This is a genomic window from Bacillus sp. MRMR6, from assembly GCF_001940785.1.
Taxonomy (GTDB): Bacteria; Bacillota; Bacilli; order Bacillales; family Cytobacillaceae; genus Neobacillus.
Genome location: NZ_MSLS01000008.1, coordinates 111,479 through 127,199, shown reverse-complemented (window position 1 = coordinate 127,199; position 15,721 = coordinate 111,479). Strand labels below are relative to the sequence as shown.

The following is a 15,721-nucleotide window of genomic DNA, read 5'->3' as shown; positions in this document are numbered from 1 at the left end:
ATATTCACTCCATACCTTTACTTGTCAATTCTTGTCCATCTGTCCTTATCACGGGTTGCAAACTTGTTCATTACATAGTCGTGCGCTTCTTCAAGGTCGATATTTAAAGAGTTTGCTAAACAAATTATAACAAAAAGAAGGTCTCCGAGCTCTTCTTCTATCGCCTTTTCGGTTTCACTTGTCTTTTTTTGTTTTTCACCGTAATGATGATTAACCTCTCGTGCCAATTCCCCCAGCTCTTCCGTTAGTCTTGCCATCATAGCAAGTGGACTAAAATATCCTTCCTTAAATTGACTGATATATGTATCTACCTCAACCTGCAATTCCTTCATTGATTTCCCACTATTCATATGATTTTCACCTCTTTACTCATAGAGAACATATACTAATACATTAGCGAAAATAGGTTTATTTTACAAATATTTTCGAATAACTCCTGAACATTTCTATAATATTGCCCTGTTATTTTTTATTGGTTATAATAGATAACGCTGGTCAGGAGAAAAATATGGTAAAGGAGGCAGTTTAATGATATTTGGGCTTAAACTAAAAAATATTCTATTTATCGTGATTGGAACAGCAATCATGTCATTTGGACTTGTTAATTTCAACATGCAAAATAAGCTGGCAGAAGGCGGCTTTACTGGGATAACGCTGTTACTTTACTTCTTGTTCAAATGGGACCCCTCCTATACAAACCTAATTTTAAATATTCCCCTATTTTTCATTGGTTGGAAGATACTTGGGAGAAATGCCTTTTTATACACCGTGTTAGGAACCGTTGGATTATCTGTTTTCTTATGGATCTTTCAGCGTTATTCAATCAACATGCCTCTTCAAGATGATCTAACTCTTGCGGCTTTGTTTGCTGGTGTATTTTTAGGAATTGGTCTCGGCATCATTTTTCGGTACGGAGGTACAACAGGCGGAGTGGATATTATTGCCCGATTAGTTCAGAAGTACTTTGGATGGGGTATGGGGAAAACGATGTTTCTTTTTGATATTGGTGTAATCGCGGTGTCGATGCTTACATACTTAAATTACAAACAGGCCATGTATACACTTGTAGCAGTTTTTATTGGTGCTAGAGTAATTGACTTTATTCAAGAAGGGGCCTATTCAGCAAGAGGTGCGATGATCGTATCCGAGAAAAATAAAGAAATTGCAGAAAAGATAATGGAAAATATGGATAGAGGAGTGACCGTACTTAAAGGATACGGATCGTTCACAAAGACAGAACGAGAAGTTCTATATTGTGTAGTCGCCAAAAATGAAATTGTCCGCTTAAAAAACTTAATCACGTCTGTTGATCCGCACGCATTTGTTTCCGTTTCAGTGGTTCATGATGTTCAAGGTGAAGGGTTTACCCTTGATGAAAATAAAATGCCCATTGAAACTTAAAAAAGCAATGTCCCGAGTTGGACATTGCTTTTTTACTCACTTCTATTCATCCCTGTAAAGATTAAGACAAGTCTTAATAATTCTAACACCGCTACTGCGGCCGCTGCAACATATGTCAGTGCAGCCGCATTCAGAACCTTCTTTGCCTCTCGTTCCTCATTATCTCGGATTAAACCTAACGCAATAACCTGATCCATAGCACGATTCGATGCATTAAATTCAACTGGTAGAGTAATCACTTGAAATAAAACGGCAGCTGCCATAAATAGTATCCCTAATAATAATAATCCACTTATTTGCGCAAAAATACCAATTAAAATTAACACCCAAGAGAAATTCGATCCGATATTTGCAACAGGAACTAAAACATGTCTAAACCTTAGAAATGCATACCTTTCTGCATCTTGGATGGCGTGGCCACATTCATGAGCAGCGACTGCTGCTGCTGCAATCGATGGCCCGTGATAGTTATCAGGTGACAACCGAACAGCTTTTGCTCTTGGGTCATAATGGTCACTTAAATACCCTTTACCCTCTTCTACACTAACATTATATAAACCGTTTGCATTGAGTACTTCTCGCGCGACTTCAGCACCCGTTCGATTTGTTGAATTAGGAACACGAGAATATTTTGCGAAGGTTCCCTTCACTTTCATTTGTGCCCATAAAGGTATTAAGATAATAATAAGAAAATACACCAAGTAAAACATATTTACCTCCTATCGTACAAAGCCAATCATAGTTGTGTTAAGAGAGTTTTATTCCTTATGTCCCCTGGATCGATTTTTTCTATGCTCTTTTTCACCCTGATACTTTCTCCAACCTACATAGGAAAGAGTCGATATAATGATACTGCCAGTTGAAATAATCACCCACCATAGAGATGGATCAGCCTCGTCCTCATCTAGGTTTTCAAATAGATTTTTCAAATCCATTTCAAGGCCTTCTAACTCTTGCTGGCTTTTGACATTATTAAAGACTTGAGAGCGATATCCATCGATATAATTGATACGAGCATCTATTCTTTGAATATTCTCTGCAGAAACATCGACTTTCATACTAGGATAGATAACATTATACAAGGCTAAAAAGGTATTAAAGTTCGAGTGAAAATGTGTTGAATCCCCATTGAGGGCTGCTTCTCTAGCCTGATGAAAAGCTGTCATAATCGAATCCTTCATCTCAGTCCATAAAGGCTGATGACTAGAGGTGATTGCATCTACTACAAGACGGAATTTCGTAAGCCTAGATATTCTCTCCTCATACTCCATGTTGGTACTTACTGCTGCCTCTAACGCTTCGTCATGTGATAAATTTACAATGCGTAACTCATCCATTGAGAATGATTCATGGTCGGCTATACTCGTAAACTGTTCAGAGAAGTAGTCTAGTAATTTTTTGGCATCTTCGTATCTATGAAATTTCATCATTTGAAGAGCCTCGTCAGAGATATGATCAAGTCTCTCTATCGGCGTTTGTTGGTTAGCACTTACAACCATGGGAGTGAGCATAAAAAGAATTACAATAATGAGTACCCATTTGATTTTCAAACCTTGTCCCCCCTATCATTACTAATAAAATGTATGAGAGGATGGACAAGGTTAGACCATCTTTTATTACTACCTAAAACTATTTAATCTCTAACTTAAAGCGGCTTGAACGAATCACTAGATAATACGCTGCGCCTATGGATACAATTGAAAGCCAAAAAGTAAAGTATCCTATATTCGCGGTAAACTGCTCAAGCATATGGTACCTCGGCATCATGGAGAAGACATAGTCTATGACATCGTTATGTAAAGTCCATATTGCCGTGACTATCAGGTGCCACCATTTAAAACGATAGAATGGAGCGTATAACACTCCCTGGACTGCCATTGCAAAATGGGAAAAGATGAGCATAAGGCCAATCGGATCTAGGTCTCCTTGGACGGCAAATACTAATGCATTCATGACAACTGCCCAAACACCATATTTAATTAAAGTGACTAGTGCCAGCGCTTCCATTAATGGCCAGTTTTTCCTTAAAAGAAAAGCTATTATAACAAAGACAAAAAATAAACTTGCTGTTGGACTGTCTGGAACAAATAATAAAAATTTGGCCGGTGTGTCCTTCAACTGCCAACCATACCAGATATAACCATAGACTGTTCCTGCAATATTAATGATTAATAATAGCATTAAAACTGACCGATTAGCCAAGAGAGGATAGATCCATCTCACTATTACTCCTCTTTTCATTGTGAATTTTTTCAAAAAGATTTAAGATGAACAAAAAAGCTGACGTTTACGCCAGCTTTTTGCTTTTTTTATTTTTTACCTAATTCCTCAAGGAATTCAGAAAGCTTTTGAAGCTGTTCTTCATCACCTTTGAAGATACCGGCAGGCATTTTTCCTTGGCCCTCAACTGCTATTTTAGCAATCTCCTCAGCCGAAAGTCCTGTGCCGATTAAAGTAACTCCAAGTGCGCCGCCTTGGAAACTATCGCCGTGACAAGTAATACAAGTTTGCTCTGTAGCAATTTTATATCCATCAGCTTCAGTGTCAATCTCTACTTCCGCTACAATCTGCCCTTGTCGAGCTGCAGCTTCCCAGTCATGTGAAGCAACAGACTCCCATGTTAAGAATGTAATACCAGCAAGAGCTAACAACATAAATCCTGTTGCGAGCGGACGCTTGCTAGGGCGGCGTTCCGGACCGAGGTCAATAAATGGAGCTAAAAGCAGTGCTCCAAAAGCCAGGCCTGGAATTACCATCGCACCGACCACTGTATACGGACCAGCAGCAAATTCATACTTTAACAATTGATATAAGAATAAGAAATACCAGTCTGGTAATGGGATATAACCGGTATCAGTTGGATCCGCGATCCTCTCAAGTGGACTCGGATGTGCAACTGTTAAACATAAAAAACCGACAAGAAATACGGCACCTACCAACCATTCTTTTAAAAGGAAGTTAGGCCAAAATGCCTCTGTTTTACCAGGGTATTCTGAGTAATCTTTCGGAATGTTTGACTTTGTACGTTCTGAAGGTGCTAGTACACGTGAATCACCTACGAACTTCATTCCTTTACCGCGATGCATCGAGCAATCCCCCTCCTTTATTCGTAAAATAAGAAACTACTTTTAATTAGAGTTAATTTTATAGTGGTCCAGAAATACCCTGTTTACGAATCATTATGAAGTGAGCTCCCATTAAACCAAGTAATGCTGCAGGTAGGAAGAACACGTGAATCGCAAAGAAGCGAGTAAGTGTTTGTGCACCAACAATTGTTTCATGGCCCGACAATAATGTCTTTAACTGGGTTCCAATGAACGGTGTTGCCTCAATAATTTGCAGTGTTACCTTTGTAGCGAATAGCGCTTTCATGTCCCAAGGTAATAGGTAGCCTGTCAAACCTAAAGCTAGCATTACGAAGAAAATAAGTACCCCAACAACCCAGTTTAGTTCACGAGGTTTTTTGTAAGCACCTTGGAAGAAAACGCGTAATGTATGTAAAAACATCATTACAATAACTAAACTAGCACCCCAGTGATGCATTCCACGAACAATTTGTCCAAATGCAACTTCGTTCTGAAGATAAAATACCGATTCCCATGCGTTTTTGATATCTGGCACATAATACATCGTTAGGAACATACCAGATAAAATTTGAATAACCGTTACAAAGAACGTCAGACCCCCAAAGCAGTATACAAACGCAGAAAAATGATGCGCTGGATTAACATGCTCAGGTACTTCATGGTCTGCGATATCGCGCCACAAAGGCGTAATATCTAAACGTTCATCTACCCAATCGTAAATTTTGTTTAACAATGATTACGCCCCCTTCCGCGGTTCAGCTTTTCCTAAATAAAGATAACCGTCTTTTTCTGTAAATGGATATACATCCAGTGGTGCAATTGGTGGTGTACCTTTTACATTCATTCCATCCTTCGTATAGCGTCCATAGTGACAAGGACAGAAGAATTCCTCAGGATGTTCTTTGTCAGTACCCCATGCTACTGTACAACCAAGGTGTTTACATACTGGTGAAAGTGCAACGATATTATCTTGCTCATCCCTGTAAACCCAAGCAGTTTCAGTTACATCTGAAACATACCATGCATCCTTTTGTTCAAACGTAAAGTCAACACGCTGTGGAACTTCGTTAATGTCAGCTACTTTTAATGGTGTAGCAATATAATCTCCGCCTTCATCTGCCTTTAAGACAGGGTCAATCGCAAAGCGAACCATTGGCATTAACATTCCAGCCGCCATGAACCCCCCTACACCTGTTAATGTGTAGCTTAAAAATTGTCGTCTTGATACTCGATGCTTACTCATGTTTATCCCCCCTCTATTCACAAGTTAAGTCCATCGGACATAAATTAAACACATATAAAACTAGGACATAATCATGATATATCAATCTTTAACCAAGGTCAATATCATACTATTTTAAAAACATGTTAATATAAAAAGAATTATAAATTTTCATGCCATTTCCGAGTAAAAAGTCCTAACAGCTGGTTCACTTGGCTTTCAACCATTGATATTTTTTGGGAATCATTTAAATGCTCTAAAGGTAATGAAGGAAGCCATATTACCGTACCTGATAACTCATTTTCATATAATTTCCAGTCACTGTCAGAAGTAATATAAAAAATGTGTTTAAATTCACTTTTTACTATATCGGCTTCCCATTTCTTCAGCTCATGTAAAACCTCTTCACCTTTTTCACTCTTTAAGTATGTAAAAGAAGGAATTAATAAAAGTCTGCCTGTGAATTGTCTTTCAAGGTAGCTGGTCAATAAGTTAATAAATTCTGTGCTTGATGCAGACTGTTTCATATCTGCTCCGAATGAAACTGGCTGTAAAGGTAGCACAGCCGTATCGACATACTCTTTTGCCGTTAAGTATGTTTCTATTTCTTTAGGTAACCATTTCATCTAAACACCAACCCTTTTGCAAATACTACCTCTATCATATCATTTTCTTTCAAGGGTTCAAAAGATAACACTAGATTTCAACAAAAAAAATGAAGCCTGCTAGCGCAAGCTTCCGTTTTGTTCCAGTATGTTTAGTTTGTTTAGTTTTTCTGTTAATGCGCGAAAAGCATTTTTGTCCTGTTTATCAAGCGCCTCGTCGATCATGGCTAGCAGCTTTTCCCGTTGAAAACGCTCAATGCTTTTTTGTAAGAATTGATCTGCTACTAAACCATCTTTTTCATTAACTTGAAGGTGTTTAGGTACAAAAGGATTTTCTTCTAAAACAGCCGCATACTGATGTGCTTGATTGGATGCATGAAAATTCAGTTGGATAAAGATATCTTCATCTCGATTCAACCGAATATCATGAAAGGATTTTTCAGCATCTGTCGTCATCACATTTTCCTTATAAAAGCGAAATGGTACTTTATCAACGCAATGAGTAGACATAATCAGTCCGCGGGGACAGTACTGTGCTTGCTCAACAAAATGAACCTTTTCCATTAATTGATCATGACTCATTAAATAATTTAGGATCCAAACACATTCTCTTCTTTTTAATTGATAATGATTTAGAAACCAGCGAATAAAGTCCTTCTTCTCGTTGACAGATACAGGGGTTGCCATGATAGTTTCCCTCCTCTGCGAATTCAGCTTTTTTATTATGCTTCTGTACTTGTAAGTCGTTCGATTACATCTAAATACTCTTCATTAGTTGGGTCATTTTTTTGCAGCTGTTTAAAAACTTCGGCAGCACGGTCGTTTTTTCCTTCTTCAATTAAAAAATATCCATAATCAATTAGGAACGCTTCATTATCTTTAAAGAAACTATATGCACTTTCATATTTGTCTAATGCATGTGAATAATCTTCTAATTTATTATAGGCGAGGGCTGCGTCCCATTGCAGCTGTGGTTCTTCCTCCTCTATAAAGTCCATTTGTGAGATTAAATCAATGATAGCTTCGTATCGCTCCTGCTGAAAAAAAACTTTATTAAGAGTTAAAGCTGCTTCTGTGTATCCTGGATCTAACGCTAGAGCCTCGCGGAAATACTGTTCGGACTGTTCAGGTTGTGCTAATTTTATCGCAATCTTTCCGCCGAAATAAAACAATTCTTTATTAAATTCATCCTGCCTAATCCCCTCTTGAATAACCTTCAAACTTTTTTCAAGTTCTTCTTCACGCTCGTAGGATTTTGCTAAATAAAGATATAGAGAATGATACTCTGGATCAAGCTCTTTTAACTCCTCAAACTTTTGAATGGCTGTACGATTATAACCTGCCTGGAGTGCGGTAAATGCATAACCAAAGAGAGTATTAATCTCTAGCTTTTCAACAAGTGCCTTATCATAATATACTAAAGCTTCTTCAAATGAACCAGATGCACTTAATAAAGCGGCCATGCGTTGGTGTATGTTGACTCCAGCAATTTCATGCTGCTCTGTTAAAACCACCTCGTATGCCTTAATGGCCTTAGGGACTTCCCCCTGATCACTATACAGCTCACCCAAAGCGAAATCGATAATAATTTCACTAGGCAATAAACCCTTAGCTTTTAGCAGCTTTTGTTCACACACTTCATACAGCCCTTGAATTTGATATAGATCTGCTAACAATAATAAAGATTGTCCAAAGCTGGGGTCATGTTCGGAAATTTTTTCTAGTTCAAGAATGGCTTGTTCCTCTTCACCAGAATCAACAAGAATTTCACCTAATAGGACTAGGAGTTCACCTTCTTCAGGGTATACCTCTAGTAAATTTTCAACTAGTGCCCTTGCTTCAGACAAAAACCCAAACTGTGACAACTCTTCAGCTAGGAGGAACTTTTCATCCGGCATGCCATTAGCTAATACAACATTATATTCATTTATTGCTTCTTTATGTTGACCGTTTTCTAGCATCGTAATAATTTTGTTTATTCTGTTCATATCCTTATCCTCTCGTTCCCACGGAATCATATAAAAGAAAAATAAGATGGGGTTCGCACCTTAACATACTCTCCATATCCTGGTTTAAATAATACTTCTTTACCTGCGCGAATTACCTTACCTTTATGGACTGTAACTACAAGTCTATCACCATGATAATGAAATAAATCCTTAACTTCAACATTCTTGACCTCAAGTGTATTTATATATAAGTTATAGCTCAATTCAGAACCATTCATTAAACTAGCTTTGTGAGGATAAAGACCAATTTTATTCAAAATAGGAATAGCTAAAGGACTATGCTCCTCAATCTCTTCAAATAAAGACGGGATATTGTTTTTTTCCATTGTCTCTTTCCATTTCGACATGACACTCTTTGCTTCCTTCTTTATTGGATTAGAAATTATTGGTATCAGCGGACTATTGTAAGGAAAGATCGCTTCTCTAATCCAACCCCAGGGAATTCTTTGTAGTTCATCTGGATGATTGAACTCTAAAAAAATGGCTGGAATCTTTTCTTTTTTACATTTTCTTATAAAAGAAGAGGTAAGAACACTTACTGGAATTTTCACACCTATAATAAAATCAATTGGACAGCTTATTAGTGCCGTTTTTAGTTCTTTCACTTTTTCTTTTAATTCACTTTCGTAGGAGATATTTGCGTAGGTTAATAAAGTGGTACAACCCTTTAGTAAAAACTGATCCATTATATATTTTCTTAATTCTGGAAAAGTAGCCTTCAAGGGAAGTTTAGAATCTAAAAGTACAAAAGTGGGGGTCATGACAAATGCTTCAGCATTCATTTTCATGAAAAGATACCGGTTAAAAGAAGCTTGTTTGGATACGATCTTGTTCTCTTTAATTAATATTGAATATTGGCTAAGTGTTTTTTCTATAAGGATATTTGCATTTTCAATTATATAATCCATCCTGCCGCCCCTTTCTCCAAGCCTTCTTAAGACAAGCTATGAATTATTCTTAGAAACTATGACAGTGAAAACACTAAAAAAAACTGCCTATTTTCGGCAGTTTTACTTTGTAAGGCTATTCAGATGAGCAAAGAAATTGGGATAAGAAACAGAAATTGCTTCTGGGTTCTCAAGTTCAACCTCGCTGTTTGCTATTAAGGCTGCGATTGCCAGCATCATCCCAATACGATGATCTCCATGACTAGAGACTTTCCCCCCCGTTAGGGTCTGACCGCCATTGATAATCATTCCATCTTCAGTTGCCTCAATATCCGCTCCCAATTTAGTTAATTCTTGAACAACTGTATCGATTCTATTTGTTTCCTTGACCTTAAGTTCAGCAGCATCTTTGATAATTGTTTTTCCTTTTGCTTGTGTAGCCAATAAAGCAATGATGGGGATTTCATCAATTAATCTCGGAATTAAATCTCCCTCGATTATGGTTCCTTTTAACCCCGAAGTTCTAATGGTTACATCTCCAGTCGGTTCGAAGGAGTTGTCTTGATAAGGAGCAATTTCAATATTTGCCCCCATATTCTCCATAACTTCAAGAATACCTGTCCTTGTTGGGTTCAAGCCAACATTTTTTAAGACTATTTCACTATTAGGAACAATTGCACCCGCCACGAGGAAAAAGGCTGCTGAAGATATATCACCAGGAACATGAATGTTAGCAGCTAACAGTTTTTGGCCACCCTTAACCTTAATGACTCGATTATCAGACAGGACCTCACCGCCAAACTTCCTAATCATTCTTTCCGTATGGTCACGCGTTTCAGCTACTTCAATAATTGTCGATTCTCCCTCAGCTTGAAGACTTGCTAGAATCAGGGCTGATTTAACCTGGGCACTCGCTACAGGCAATTGATAATCGATTGCGTTCAGGGATCCGCCTCGAATACCCAGTGGTGTAAAACCGCCATTTTGTCTGCCGTCTATTTGTGCACCCATTGTTTTCAAAGGACCGGTAACTCTTGTCATCGGTCTTTTACCAATTGAGTGATCACCTATGAGTGTCGAATAGAAGGGTCTGCCTGCTAAGATGCCCATTAACAACCGAATAGTCGTCCCAGAATTTCCGACATCTAAAATGTCATTAGGCTCTCTTAAACCGTCAAATCCATTCCCATAAATGCTTAGTCCTTCTTCATTCTCTTCAATTTTCACACCAAGTTTCCGAAAACAGGAAATGGTGCTTAAACAATCATCACCAGGTAAAAAATTGCTTACCTTTGTTACACCATGTGCAATTGACCCAAACATAACTGAGCGATGGGAAATCGATTTATCTCCCGGTATTTCAATCGTACCTAATAAGCCTCTTAAAGACTGGCTCAAATTAATAGACTCCATTTCATCACCTATATTCAGTTCATTTTTAAGATCCGATAGAAGTAGCATAGTTAGAATAGGTGTGGATACACCTTTCAGCTCTTTGCCGGTCTTCATCTGTTTGAAAGCTGATAACAAGGACCCCGTAAATCTCATCTTCTCTAGTTTCTAAGATCCGGATATTCGTGATACTAATATTTTCCTTTGCTAAGTAGCTAGTTATTTCTGAAATGACACCAGGATAGTCTGGCACATCAACATATAAATCATAAAAAGCAGGGATAGCACCTTTTTCCCTGATTGGCAGCCCGTCACGGAAATCTTTTGCCTGGTGAAAATAACGGAGTATCTCACTGCTATTCTCCTGTTCAAGGAGTTCCTTAACCCAAGTCATTTCCCCTTGCCATTGTGTGATTAGGTCAATTAATATCTCGCGGTTATGAAGCAAAATATCTGTCCACATCTCCGGGCTGCTAGAGGCAATCCTTGTAATGTCCCGGAAGCCGCCTGCAGCCAACCTTGGGATAAGCCCTTCTTCCTCTGCTAATTTCTCAGTTTGACGAACGATTGAAGCAGCAATAACATGTGGGAAGTGACTGACGATCCCTGTTAAATAGTCATGATTTTCTGGTGACACAGTCAAGAACTTCGCCTTGGTCCCCTTTAACCATTCTTTCAGCAGTTGCACTTTCATAGGATCAAGCTTCTCGTTTGGTGTTAATAAGTAAAATGCGTTTTCAAATAAAAATTCTTTTGCTGCTGATACACCACTTTTGTGAGAACCTGCCATAGGGTGTCCACCAATAAAGGTGAATCCTTTTTTCTCTAGGCAGGAAGCATTTTCAACAATTTTCTTTTTCGTACTCCCGGTATCCGTGATAATTACTTCAGGTTGCAACGGAAGTTGAGAGAGAAGGTGGATAATCGATTCTGTCTCGATTACTGGAGCAGCAATGATAATTAAATCGGCATGAACTGCACCCTCATCGATTCTCTCGGCAATCTCATCGATCACACCCAGCATCTTTCCTAGTTTGGCCTGTTCACGATTAATATCAAAGCCAACAACCGTTGCATCCCGATGTTGTTTTTTAATACAAAGCGCCAGAGAGCCGCCAATTAAGCCTAAACCAATGACAAAAACACGGCCTTTCAATTGATATTCCCCCTATTTCCCCGCGAGTTCCACACTACTTTCCTCTGCTAAAAACTCAGTCAGTGCTTGCAGGACTCCATGATTTTCTTCACTTGAGCCAACTGTAATTCTTACTGATGTAGGGAACCCGAGGGCTTGACCTGAACGGACGATATAACCTTTTTCTAATAAATATTGAAACACTTTATTACCCTCTACCTTGAAATCTATTAAGATAAAATTGGTTTGCGATTCATAATAGCTCAATTGGTTTTCAGCGCAGAAATCATAGAACTGTGCTAAACCTTGTCTGTTTTTCTCATTACAGGATATGACAAATTCCTGGTCCTCCAAAGCTGCCAGGGCGGCAACTTGGGCAAAGCTATTTACATTAAAAGGCTCTCTTGCAGGTTCAAGTGCCTGTATAATGGCTGGATTTGCAACTCCATAACCGACTCTTAGCGAAGCCAGGCCGTAAATTTTCGAAAAGGTCCTTAGAACAATCAAGTTGGAATAAGTGCGTGTTAACGAAATGGAATCATAATAGTCATCCGCCACAACGTACTCATAGTAGGCTTCATCAAGAACTACCAGTACATGCTTAGGAACTTTTTCTAGGAACGATATTAATTTATTTTCAGAAATATATGTACCAGTAGGGTTATTGGGGCTGCATACCCAAACAACATTGGTTTTCTCGTCTACAGCTCCTAGCATTTTTTCCAAATCGTGTTCACCATTAACAAGCGGCACTTCCTTAATGTCTGCCCCTTCAATTACCGCATTATGCTTGTATTGCGGAAAGGTTGGTGCAGCCATTACTGTATTCGTATCACGATCTAGAAGAGCCCTTGAAATGATTTGGATAATTTCATCTGATCCGTTGCCAAATATTAATTCTTCTTGCTCTACCTTTAAAAAGGACGCTAATCCTTCCCTTAATTTGGTCGTATAGCCGTCAGGATATATAGCCAAACCTGGCTGGTTAGATAGAAGTGTTTCGGTTACCCTCGTGGAACAGCCAAATGGATTTTCATTTGATGCTAACTTGACAATTTTATCAAGATTATATTGTTTCTTAACTGACTCTATTGATTTACCAGGTTGATATGGAGTTAGTGTTAGTAACTGTTTTTTCCATCTCATTGTTCTCTACCTCGCCCATATTAATAATGTGAATTACGATTCCAAGTTTTTACCAAGATCAGGTCTTAAAACATCCGCATTACCTAAATATACATGCACGACATCTTCTTGCGATTGAGTTGTATTCACATGCATCATAACCCTAATACACATTTGCAAGGAATCTGATATAGGAAGTTCTCTCATACACATGACTGGTACAAACTTCCATCCTGGAAAGTTTCGAAGAGCCTTCGCAGGAAATACTGCGTCAATATCTTCTGTAGCTGAGATAAAAACGGATGCAACATACTCTGGGTTAACCTGATTTACTTCAATCAACTTTGACAGAAGCTCTTCGGTGGCAGAAATAATGGCTTCTTCCGTATTACTGCTCGCCGTTGTTGCTCCTCTCACCCCTCTTAGCATGAAAATTCCCCCTTAAAGTTCTTTTAACTTACTTAACAAGATATCATCATTTAGCTGCTGAAGTATTGGTGTTCCAATTTGCTGTAACAGGACAAAATGAATAGACTCTCCTATTGATTTTTTATCCTGCTTCATTTTTTCCAGTAATTGGTCATGCGATAGATTTGATGGAATTGTCGTGACATACCCTAACTGCTGAACCCAGGAAATGAAATCACTTAAATCAAATGAAAGCTCCAGTAAATCATTACTTAAACTAAGTGAATAGACCATACCAATCATAACCGCTTCCCCATGGGTAATGTTCCCGTAGCCCATTTCAGCCTCAATCGCATGACCCAATGTATGCCCAAAATTTAAATATGCACGTATTCCAGACTCTCTTTCATCCTGGGAAACAAATGCATTTTTAATTTTTATTCCGGCAGTGAGTGACTTAAATAAAACATGAGCAGGGAGCGAATCTAAGTTCGTTAGATTTGCTCGTAACAATTGATAGAATTCAGGGTCATGGATGAGCGCATGTTTAATAACCTCTGCAAATCCTGATCGTATTTCTTGCCTAGTTAAGGTACCAAGCAGATYAAGATCATAAAAAACAGCAGCAGGTTGATGGAAGGCCCCAATCATATTTTTACCTAATGGATGATTAATTGCTACTTTACCACCAACTGCACTATCATGAGCTAGAATTGTAGTTGGAACTTGAATAAATGGTATTCCCCTCATAAATGAAGCGGCAACAAATCCTGATAAATCTCCTACCGCTCCACCGCCAAATGCAACTATGAGAGATTTGCGATCTAGACGGTTTTCTAATGCAACAGATAAGGCATTATAATAAACATCAAAAGTTTTTGCTTTTTCGCCGCTAGGAGCCGTGTAGACAACCGGCTCCCACTCCTTCAGATAGGGCATTAAACTATTCAGATGTAACTTTGCAACTGTTTCATCTGTAATAATCAGTATTTTCGTCAAGTCTGGAAACTGGGCAGTCAGAAACGAGTTAATATCGCGAATAACACCTTCTCCAACTATTACATCATAGCTTTTCGAACTAGTTTGTATATGGATCGTCTCCATTAATAATCCCTCGCATACTCATGCTGGCGCTTTATTTCAGCTGCGAAGGTTTCAAACCGATCACTGTAAAACTGATCGACAAGTGCGTTAGCCAACTCCCATGCAACAGCGTGTTCTGCAACAACCGCTGCGGCTGGAACTGCACAGCTATCCGAACGTTCTACACTAGCAGCAAACGGTTCTTTTGTTTCGATGTCAACACTCATTAATGGTTTATATAGTGTTGGAATTGGTTTCATTACGCCACGAACGACGATTGGCATTCCAGTCGTCATACCGCCTTCAAAGCCTCCTAGACGATTCGTCTTTCTAGTGTACCCTTTTTCCTCGTCCCACTGGATCTCATCATGAACCGCACTTCCTGGTTTTCTCGCTGCTTCAAAACCTATTCCAAATTCAACACCTTTAAATGCATTAATACTAACAATTGCGGCTGCAAGTTTAGCATCTAATTTACGATCATATTGGACATAACTGCCTACTCCTGACGGCATTCCTGTAACTATTACTTCTACTACCCCGCCTATAGAGTCTCCATTTTTCTTTGCTTCATCGATGGCATCCATCATCTTTTGTTCCACGCTGGCATCCGTACAGCGGACAGGAGAAACTTCTGAGAGTTCTTTTAATGCTTCAATACTTAAATCTGGATTCACACTCGCTTTTATGCCGCCTATTTCAACAACGTGTGAAACTACTTCCACTCCAACTAGTGACAAAAGCTTTTTTGCCACCGCACCTGCTGCTACTCTTACGGTTGTTTCCCTAGCAGATGAACGCTCCAACACATTCCTCATATCACGATGACCATACTTAATTGCACCGTTTAAGTCGGCATGTCCTGGACGCGGCCTGGTTATCTTTCTTTTTACTTCATCAGATTGCCCCTCTGATAAGGGTTCGGGACCCATAATATTTGTCCAATGCTTCCAGTCGTTGTTCTTTACAACTAAAGCAATTGGTGAACCAAGGGTTTGACCATGACGAACACCAGACATGATTTCCGCAGTATCCTTTTCAATCTGCATTCTTCTGCCGCGGCCATGGCCTTTTTGACGTCTTGATAATTCATTATTAATATCTTCTGCTACTAACGGCATCCCTGCTGGAAGGCCTTCTAAAATAGTCGTTAATTGCGGTCCGTGGGATTCCCCCGCTGTTAAATATCTCATTGCCATAACTCTTTCTCCCTTCAACTCATTAAAGGATTTTGTACCAATATAACATATACCATTTAATAAACATAGAGTAACTATTCAGAAAATATCATAAAAATTTGAATGGTAATTATTTATTTAATAATAATGAGTATTCTACCATTTGTACATAAAAGATCATTATTTCTTC

18 protein-coding genes are annotated in these 15,721 nt (G+C 38.7%); 1 reads left to right on the top strand and 17 read right to left on the bottom strand.

The genetic code is table 11. The features are described from left to right. Positions 1–17: 17 nt before the first annotated feature. Positions 18–350 (bottom strand): nucleotide pyrophosphohydrolase, encoded by a 333-nt coding sequence (locus BTR25_RS10610; RefSeq protein ID WP_075688048.1) that lies wholly within the window; start codon positions 348–350, stop codon positions 18–20. Between the two features lie 178 nt (positions 351–528). On the opposite strand from BTR25_RS10610, the gene BTR25_RS10605 reads away from it, so the two are divergent. Continuing rightward, complete coding sequence (locus tag BTR25_RS10605) at positions 529–1,401, top strand: YitT family protein (RefSeq protein WP_075688047.1); 873 nt, start codon at positions 529–531, stop codon at positions 1,399–1,401. Between the two features lie 32 nt (positions 1,402–1,433). Here BTR25_RS10605 and BTR25_RS10600 read toward each other — a convergent pair whose 3' ends face one another. The 16 genes from BTR25_RS10600 to aroC form a co-directional block, all read right to left on the bottom strand. Then, positions 1,434–2,111, bottom strand: coding sequence for a zinc metallopeptidase (locus tag BTR25_RS10600; protein ID WP_075688046.1), 678 nt, complete (start codon positions 2,109–2,111; stop codon positions 1,434–1,436). Between the two features lie 48 nt (positions 2,112–2,159). Next, positions 2,160–2,951, bottom strand: a complete 792-nt coding sequence (gene ypjB / locus BTR25_RS10595; RefSeq protein ID WP_254842675.1) for a sporulation protein YpjB — start codon at positions 2,949–2,951, stop codon at positions 2,160–2,162. 79 nt (positions 2,952–3,030) lie between these two features. Continuing rightward, positions 3,031–3,624: a lipoprotein heptaprenylglyceryl N-acetyltransferase LhaT gene (lhaT, locus tag BTR25_RS10590; RefSeq protein WP_075688045.1), complete on the bottom strand. Its 594-nt coding sequence runs from the start codon at positions 3,622–3,624 to the stop codon at positions 3,031–3,033. A gap of 86 nt (positions 3,625–3,710) precedes the next feature. Continuing rightward, positions 3,711–4,487: a menaquinol-cytochrome c reductase cytochrome b/c subunit gene (locus tag BTR25_RS10585; protein WP_075688044.1), complete on the bottom strand. Its 777-nt coding sequence runs from the start codon at positions 4,485–4,487 to the stop codon at positions 3,711–3,713. 58 nt (positions 4,488–4,545) lie between these two features. Beyond that, the gene (gene qcrB / locus BTR25_RS10580; protein WP_075688043.1) at positions 4,546–5,220 is read right to left on the bottom strand and encodes a menaquinol-cytochrome c reductase cytochrome b subunit; all 675 of its coding nucleotides are present in this window, start codon (positions 5,218–5,220) and stop codon (positions 4,546–4,548) included. Positions 5,221–5,223: 3 nt separating this feature from the next. Beyond that, complete coding sequence (locus tag BTR25_RS10575; RefSeq protein ID WP_075688042.1) at positions 5,224–5,730, bottom strand: QcrA and Rieske domain-containing protein; 507 nt, start codon at positions 5,728–5,730, stop codon at positions 5,224–5,226. A 140-nt stretch (positions 5,731–5,870) separates the two neighbouring features. After that, positions 5,871–6,335, bottom strand: coding sequence for a YpiF family protein (locus BTR25_RS10570; protein ID WP_075688041.1), 465 nt, complete (start codon positions 6,333–6,335; stop codon positions 5,871–5,873). A 99-nt stretch (positions 6,336–6,434) separates the two neighbouring features. Then, entirely contained in the window at positions 6,435–7,001 is a 567-nt protein-coding gene (locus BTR25_RS10565; RefSeq protein ID WP_075688040.1) for a ReoY family proteolytic degradation factor, read from the bottom strand. Positions 7,002–7,036: 35 nt separating this feature from the next. Further along, positions 7,037–8,302: a tetratricopeptide repeat protein gene (locus BTR25_RS10560; RefSeq protein WP_075688098.1), complete on the bottom strand. Its 1,266-nt coding sequence runs from the start codon at positions 8,300–8,302 to the stop codon at positions 7,037–7,039. A 26-nt stretch (positions 8,303–8,328) separates the two neighbouring features. Then, positions 8,329–9,231 (bottom strand): hypothetical protein, encoded by a 903-nt coding sequence (locus BTR25_RS10555; RefSeq protein ID WP_075688039.1) that lies wholly within the window; start codon positions 9,229–9,231, stop codon positions 8,329–8,331. A 102-nt stretch (positions 9,232–9,333) separates the two neighbouring features. Then, on the bottom strand, positions 9,334–10,623 hold the full coding sequence (aroA, locus tag BTR25_RS10550) for a 3-phosphoshikimate 1-carboxyvinyltransferase (protein WP_075688097.1): 1,290 nt from the start codon (positions 10,621–10,623) through the stop codon (positions 9,334–9,336). Positions 10,624–10,648: 25 nt separating this feature from the next. Then, positions 10,649–11,758, bottom strand: a complete 1,110-nt coding sequence (locus BTR25_RS10545) for a prephenate dehydrogenase (RefSeq protein WP_075688038.1) — start codon at positions 11,756–11,758, stop codon at positions 10,649–10,651. Positions 11,759–11,770: 12 nt separating this feature from the next. Further along, a complete protein-coding gene (gene hisC, locus BTR25_RS10540; protein ID WP_075688037.1) occupies positions 11,771–12,883 on the bottom strand; it encodes a histidinol-phosphate transaminase in 1,113 nt (370 codons plus the stop codon). A gap of 33 nt (positions 12,884–12,916) precedes the next feature. Further along, the gene (aroH, locus tag BTR25_RS10535) at positions 12,917–13,291 is read right to left on the bottom strand and encodes a chorismate mutase (RefSeq protein WP_075688036.1); all 375 of its coding nucleotides are present in this window, start codon (positions 13,289–13,291) and stop codon (positions 12,917–12,919) included. 12 nt (positions 13,292–13,303) lie between these two features. Further along, a complete protein-coding gene (aroB, locus tag BTR25_RS10530) occupies positions 13,304–14,374 on the bottom strand; it encodes a 3-dehydroquinate synthase (RefSeq protein ID WP_075688035.1) in 1,071 nt (356 codons plus the stop codon). Further along, the gene (aroC, locus tag BTR25_RS10525; RefSeq protein ID WP_075688096.1) at positions 14,374–15,546 is read right to left on the bottom strand and encodes a chorismate synthase; all 1,173 of its coding nucleotides are present in this window, start codon (positions 15,544–15,546) and stop codon (positions 14,374–14,376) included. The genes aroB and aroC overlap by 1 nt, the downstream gene beginning before the upstream one ends. Positions 15,547–15,721 lie beyond the last annotated feature (175 nt).

Coding starts and splice junctions, on each gene's coding strand:
- BTR25_RS10570 (WP_075688041.1), bottom strand. CDS start 6,335: ATGAAATGGTTACCTAAAGAAATAGAAACATACTTAACGGCAAAAGAG.
- aroC (WP_075688096.1), bottom strand. CDS start 15,546: ATGAGATATTTAACAGCGGGGGAATCCCACGGACCGCAATTAACGACT.
- aroH (WP_075688036.1), bottom strand. CDS start 13,291: ATGCTAAGAGGGGTGAGAGGAGCAACAACGGCGAGCAGTAATACGGAA.
- aroA (WP_075688097.1), bottom strand. CDS start 10,623: ATGGAGTCTATTAATTTGAGCCAGTCTTTAAGAGGCTTATTAGGTACG.
- BTR25_RS10600 (WP_075688046.1), bottom strand. CDS start 2,111: ATGTTTTACTTGGTGTATTTTCTTATTATTATCTTAATACCTTTATGG.
- BTR25_RS10555 (WP_075688039.1), bottom strand. CDS start 9,231: ATGGATTATATAATTGAAAATGCAAATATCCTTATAGAAAAAACACTT.
- BTR25_RS10585 (WP_075688044.1), bottom strand. CDS start 4,487: ATGCATCGCGGTAAAGGAATGAAGTTCGTAGGTGATTCACGTGTACTA.
- hisC (WP_075688037.1), bottom strand. CDS start 12,883: ATGAGATGGAAAAAACAGTTACTAACACTAACTCCATATCAACCTGGT.
- BTR25_RS10610 (WP_075688048.1), bottom strand. CDS start 350: ATGAATAGTGGGAAATCAATGAAGGAATTGCAGGTTGAGGTAGATACA.
- BTR25_RS10605 (WP_075688047.1), top strand. CDS start 529: ATGATATTTGGGCTTAAACTAAAAAATATTCTATTTATCGTGATTGGA.
- BTR25_RS10565 (WP_075688040.1), bottom strand. CDS start 7,001: ATGGCAACCCCTGTATCTGTCAACGAGAAGAAGGACTTTATTCGCTGG.
- BTR25_RS10575 (WP_075688042.1), bottom strand. CDS start 5,730: ATGAGTAAGCATCGAGTATCAAGACGACAATTTTTAAGCTACACATTA.
- BTR25_RS10560 (WP_075688098.1), bottom strand. CDS start 8,302: ATGAACAGAATAAACAAAATTATTACGATGCTAGAAAACGGTCAACAT.